Genomic DNA, 5,972 nt, shown 5'->3' with positions numbered 1-5,972 from the left:
GTACCACTCTACAAAGCGTTTAATACCCTCTTCCACGCCCGTCTGCGGTTTAAAGCCGATAACGTCAAACAGCGCCTGCGTATCCGCGCTGGTTTCCAGCACGTCGCCTGGCTGCATCGGCAGCATATTTTTACGCGCCTGCATGCCTAACGCCTTCTCCAGCGCTTCGATATAAGCCATCAAGGTTACCGGCTGACTGTTACCGATATTATAAACCCGATACGGCGCCGAGCTGGTGGCTGGAGAGCCTGTCTCTACCGTCCAGTTTTCATCCTTTTGAGGAATGACGTCCTGAAGACGGAAGATCGACTCGGTAATATCATCTATATAGGTAAAGTCTCTGCGCATTTCGCCGTTGTTATAAACGTCAATACTTTCACCCGCAATAATAGCGCGAGTGAATTTAAACAGCGCCATATCAGGACGGCCCCACGGACCATATACGGTAAAGAAACGCAGCCCGGTGGTGGGAATGCCATACAGATGCGAATAAGTATGGGACATCAGCTCATTGGCTTTTTTCGTCGCGGCATAAAGCGATACCGGATGGTCGACGCTGTCGTCGGTTGAGAACGGCATTTTCCGATTCAGGCCATAAACCGAACTGGACGAGGCGTACAACAAGTGTTCGATTTTATGGTGACGGCAACCTTCAAGAATATTGAGATGGCCGATAAGATTGGCATCGGCATAGGCGTGGGGGTTATCAATGGAATAACGCACTCCGGCCTGGGCGCCCAAATGGATAACGCGCTGGAAACGCTGTTCGGCGAACAGTGACGCTATTGCATCACGATCGGCTAAATCGCATTCAATAAAAGTGAAATCTGAAGAAGTGATTTGATTAAGACGGGCACGTTTAAGATTTACATCGTAATAATCATTCAGGTTGTCGATGCCGACAACCTGGTGACCGGCCGACAGGAGGCGTTGGGTAACGTGAAAACCAATAAATCCTGCCGCGCCGGTAACCAGATAGTTCATATTTTCCCCATTAATTATGCAATTTGAATAGACGCTCCGCGGCCAATTGCATAATAAACAAAACCGCGTTTGCTGATTCTTTCTGGATCATACAGGTTACGACCATCAAAAATCACGGGTTGTTTTAATGAATTTTTAATAACGTCAAAGTCTGGCGCGCGGAAGTTCTGCCATTCGGTACAAATAACCAGCGCATCAGCACCCTGCAGCGCCGCTTCTTTGGTCCCCATCAGCTTCAGGTCTTCACGGTGGCCGTAAATACGCTGCGCTTCATCCATCGCTTCCGGGTCAAATGCCTGCACCGTCGCGCCAGCGGCCCACAGCGTCTCCATCAGGACGCGGCTGGAGGCTTCACGCATATCGTCGGTGTTTGGTTTAAACGCCAGCCCCCACAGCGCGAAGGTCTTTCCTTTCAGATCGTCGCCGAAGTGACGTTTAATAAAGCCTGGCAGCTTCATTTTCTGATCGTCGTTGACATCTTCTACTGCCTGCAGCAGACGCGGTTTATAACCGATATTTTCCGCCGTACGGATCAGCGCCTGCACATCTTTCGGGAAGCAGGAACCGCCGTAACCGCAGCCCGGATAGATAAAGTGGTAGCCGATGCGGGAATCGGAACCGATGCCCTGACGTACTTTTTCTATATCCGCGCCCAGGCGCTCTGCGAGGTTAGAAATCTCGTTCATAAAGCTGATTTTCGTCGCCAGCATGCAGTTAGCGGCGTACTTGGTCAGCTCTGCACTGCGGATATCCATCAGGATCAGGCGATCGTGGTTGCGGTTGAACGGCTCATACAGCTCGCGCAGCAGCTCCACCACTTCTTCATTATCAGTACCCACGACGATACGCTCAGGACGCATACAGTCACTAACCGCCGCGCCTTCTTTCAGGAACTCCGGGTTAGAGACCACGTCGAAGGTCAGATCGACGCCGCGCGCCTGCAGGGTTTCCTGCATCACGCCGCGTACGCGGTCAGCGGTGCCCACCGGCACGGTCGATTTATCCAGCACGACTTTATGCTCATTCATATGCTGAGCAATAGTGCGGGCGACGGCGGTGACATATTTCAGATCGGCAGAACCATCCTCGTCCGGCGGCGTACCTACGGCGATGAACTGCATCACGCCGTGATTTACGCCCTCTTCGGCATTGGTAGTGAAGTTCAGACGGCCCGCTTCGTAGTTTTGCTTAACCAGCGGCGTCAAACCTGGTTCATAAATAGGAATGATCCCTTTCTTCAGATTTTCGACTTTCTTTTCGTCGACATCAATACAAAGAACGTCATGTCCGACTTCGGCCAATACCGCAGCCTGAACCAGACCCACATAGCCGATACCAAATACGGTGACTTTCATTGCGTTATCCTGTTGCTGTGTGAATTACTTTTTATTTTCAACGGTATCATTCAGCCACTGTTTGAAATCATTGCCCAGTGACGGATGACGCAGGCCATATTCTACGAAAGCCTGCATATAACCCAGCTTGTTGCCGCAGTCATGGCTGATCCCTTTCAGGTGATAAGCCTCAACCGTTTCTTTTTCCATCAGCATGGCGATAGAGTCGGTCAGCTGAACTTCGCCGCCTGCGCCCGGAGGCGTTTTAGCCAGCAGAGGCCAAATGTCGGCAGACAGTACATAGCGGCCAACGACGGCCAGATTGGACGGCGCTTCGCTCGCCTTCGGTTTTTCCACTACGCCTACCATCGGCGCGCTGTCGCCAGGCTGCAGCTCTGCGCCCTGGCAATCAACCACGCCGTAAGCGGTCACATCAGCTACCGGCTCAACCATAATCTGACTACGGCCGCTTTCCTCGAATCGGTTCAGCATTTCCGCAAGGTTATCTTTGGTTGGGTTGGATTCGTACTCGTCGATAATGACGTCAGGCAGAATCACCGCAACCGGCTCGTCGCCCACTAACGGATGCGCGCACATTACCGCATGGCCCAGACCTTTAGCTATGCCCTGACGAACCTGCATGATGGTCACGTGCGGCGGACAGATGGACTGGATTTCATCCAGCAGCTGACGCTTAACGCGTTTTTCCAGCATCGCCTCCAGCTCAAAACTGGTATCAAAATGGTTCTCAATGGAGTTTTTAGAAGAGTGCGTAACCAGCACAATCTCATTAATCCCGGCAGCGATACATTCGTTAACGACATACTGAATTAACGGCTTATCAACCAGCGGCAACATTTCTTTTGGAATGGCTTTGGTTGCGGGCAGCATACGCGTCCCCAAACCGGCAACAGGGATTACCGCTTTTTTTACTTTTGACTTATAGGCAGACATTAAGATACCTCTCTTATAGGCCGTTCAAGTTAATACTTGATATGTCGATTTAAAAAACGAAACGAGTATATCAGCTCAGGGCCGCCGGATTTATCCTGGATAAGATGATTCCGGCGAAATTAAGATTATTACCCAAGTGTAAAACGTATAGTCGCAACTGTCTGCGAGACGCAAAAAATAAAAAGCATTCGCTTATTATTCAGGCGACAACATCAGCCGCAACCGCCCTCCATTGCCCCACACCTGGCATTGCCAGGCGCTACCCTGCTGGCTAATTTGATTGAGATGTGTACTACCGAGCGTACCTAAAGGCACACCGTTATTGAGCTGTATTTCTTGCCCGCCGATGTTTAGCGTTGCGTTTAAGCCTGCCGAGACCAGAATCAGGTTTTTATACGGCTGGTGATAATAGCCGACTAATAATGGAAACTGCCCTTTAAGATTAGCCTGACGCAATAACAGATTAACCTGTTTCAATACGCTGTTTAATTCAGGCAAGCGCTGTTTTTGACCAGAGAGCTGTTCCTGCAACAGACCATTGAATAGCGCGCGCAGCAGCAGCGCGGCCAGCACGCCGTTATCGCCGGCGCGCGTCACGTCGAGGCAGTAAAAGGCGAGATCTTTGTCCGATAGCGCAGCGATATCCAGGACCAGCCCCGGCTGTTCCGCCATCGTCAGCTGACGATAGTTGATACGGCAGTTGGCGATAGTTTGCTGAACCGGCGGCTGCAGCTGCTTAAGCAGCTTAGCGGCCGCGGTCGGATCGCTGACCAGCGCGTCCCAGTCCTGAAACAGCTGTTCTTCTTCTTCAACCTGCGAAGTAAACATTGAGGGATAGAGGCACTCGTAGACCGCTTCGCGCAGGCGCTCCATATCTTTAATCGGCTTAAGCAATACATCCTGCACACCAAGACGCAGGACATGCGCGATATCGGACATCTGCTCCGTAGCGGAGATGACCAGAATGGGAACCTGATTGCCGCGTGTGCGTAAGTGTTCCACCAGCTTAATGCCGTTCATACGCGGCATTTCCAGATCGCAAATCAGCAGATCGGGCTGGTGAAAGCGCAACGTTTCGATTGCATCAAGACCATCGCTGGCGACAAGGAGTTGAGCGCCAAGCGAATATAAGTAATTTTCCAGCAGGGAACGAAAAACGACCTCATCCTCTACGATCAGGATCTGTTTTCCAGTTAATGGTTTTTCCATTGTTTCCCCCCGTCAGCCAGATAATTCAATAGTGGTCCAGGATGCGCACTTGTGCCTGTCAGAATTGCCTGAAGTAACATGTGTGATTGACCCATTTTCATTACCGGCTTCGTACTAACGGTAATAATTCATCCATTTTCTTCTCAACTGCCGCCTGTCCGGCGGCAATCGCTTCCTCTGCACGGTGAAAATCAAGCGTACTGATTTGGGGACAATAAGGTTGTAGTAAAACATCCGGCGGGTCCCCCGCCATACGGTTGCGTTTCAAACGGTTTTCCAGCACCTGAATTGAGGTGGTCATGATTTCCATCGCGCCGGGCGAAAGCATCGTGCGCCGCTGCGTCAGACGCTGCGCAAGGTGATGACGTAACCGGGCGCGCCAGGAGGTCATCTCTGTTTCCGGCGCCGTTTGCGCGGGCGACGCGGAGAGAAGATCCTGCTGCATTAAGTGCGCATCGTGCTGTAAATCGACGGCGATAACAATATCTGCTCCCAGCGCGCGGGTTAGCGATATCGGCACCGGATTAACCACCGCGCCATCCACCAGCCAGTAACCGTTATGGCCGACCGGCGGCAACAGCCCTGGCATACTGCAGGAGGCGCGCAGAGCCTGATGTAAATCGCCTTCGGTCAGCCACAGCTCGCGTCCGGTGCTCAGATTAGTGGCAACGGCGCCAAAACGTATATGACACTGTTCGATAGACTCATCGGGCATCAAACGCCGAATATGGTTGAATACGCGATTTCCGCGTAGCAAACCGCCTCGCCGCCATGAAAAATCCATCAACCGAATCACATCCCAGTAACTGAACGACCTTACCCACTTTTCCAGCAGCGGCAGCCGACCGGTCGCGCTCGCGGCCCCGACCAGAGCGCCAACGGAGCAACCAGCAATAACGTCAACCTGAATACCCGCCCGCTCCAGCGCATTAATTACACCGATGTGCGCCCATCCCTTGGCGGCGCCGGAACCTAGCGCCAGTCCAATTTTAACCTGTCTCATTGCATTCCTGTATTAACCCTTCTTCACTGAATGGCGTCAAACGCCAGGGTCAGATAACATAACGTAAAATAACGTCTTTAGCCCTGTTATTGCAAAACCTGGAGTCAACGTGTCTGAAAACTGTCCATGCTGCAGCGGATTGCAGTATAGCCTATGTTGCGGTCGCTATCTAAGTGGCGATTATATTCCCTCTACCTCGGAAGCGTTAATGCGCTCGCGCTATACAGCATACAGCCAGCGAAACGTCGATTACCTGCTGGCCACCTGGCACAGTACGCACCGCACGGCGCAGCTGCGCCAGGCATTGTCTGAAAGTTTTGCTCATACCGAATGGCAAGGTTTGAGGGTTATCGCCTGCGAATCTGGAGGCGATGATGATGAGGCTTATGTGACATTTTTTGCGCGTTACCGCGAAAACCAGCGTTCCGGCGCGGTTCATGAACGTTCGCGCTTTGTCCGTGAGGATCAACGCTGGTACTATATTGACG

General features: G+C 52.0%; 6 protein-coding genes. 1 reads left to right on the top strand and 5 read right to left on the bottom strand.

Going from position 1 to position 5,972, the window contains the following annotated elements:
- From MYY08_RS06815 to rssA, 5 genes are all read right to left on the bottom strand, one after another.
- A partial coding sequence (locus tag MYY08_RS06815) for an NAD-dependent epimerase (RefSeq protein WP_288013852.1) occupies positions 1–984 on the bottom strand: 984 nt, incomplete at its 3' end.
- A gap of 14 nt (positions 985–998) precedes the next feature.
- Positions 999–2,339, bottom strand: a complete 1,341-nt coding sequence (locus MYY08_RS06810; RefSeq protein WP_038625856.1) for a UDP-glucose dehydrogenase family protein — start codon at positions 2,337–2,339, stop codon at positions 999–1,001.
- A gap of 24 nt (positions 2,340–2,363) precedes the next feature.
- Positions 2,364–3,272 carry a UTP--glucose-1-phosphate uridylyltransferase GalU gene (galU, locus tag MYY08_RS06805; RefSeq protein ID WP_038625854.1) on the bottom strand — a complete coding sequence of 303 codons (909 nt, stop codon included), beginning with the start codon at positions 3,270–3,272 and terminating at the stop codon, positions 2,364–2,366.
- Between the two features lie 195 nt (positions 3,273–3,467).
- Complete coding sequence (rssB, locus tag MYY08_RS06800) at positions 3,468–4,481, bottom strand: two-component system response regulator RssB (RefSeq protein ID WP_038625852.1); 1,014 nt, start codon at positions 4,479–4,481, stop codon at positions 3,468–3,470.
- 100 nt (positions 4,482–4,581) lie between these two features.
- Positions 4,582–5,484: a patatin-like phospholipase RssA gene (rssA, locus tag MYY08_RS06795; RefSeq protein ID WP_038625850.1), complete on the bottom strand. Its 903-nt coding sequence runs from the start codon at positions 5,482–5,484 to the stop codon at positions 4,582–4,584.
- Positions 5,485–5,593: 109 nt separating this feature from the next.
- Between rssA and MYY08_RS06790 the strand changes: the two genes are divergently transcribed.
- The coding region (locus MYY08_RS06790; protein ID WP_288013851.1) for a YchJ family protein at positions 5,594–5,972 on the top strand (379 nt) is incomplete at its 3' end.

The sequence above is a fragment of the Mixta sp. genome, assembly GCF_024610815.1.
Classification (GTDB): domain Bacteria; phylum Pseudomonadota; class Gammaproteobacteria; order Enterobacterales; family Enterobacteriaceae; genus Mixta; species Mixta calida.
The sequence above is the reverse complement of the archived record's forward strand: the minus strand, read 5'-3'. Positions and strand labels throughout refer to the sequence as shown.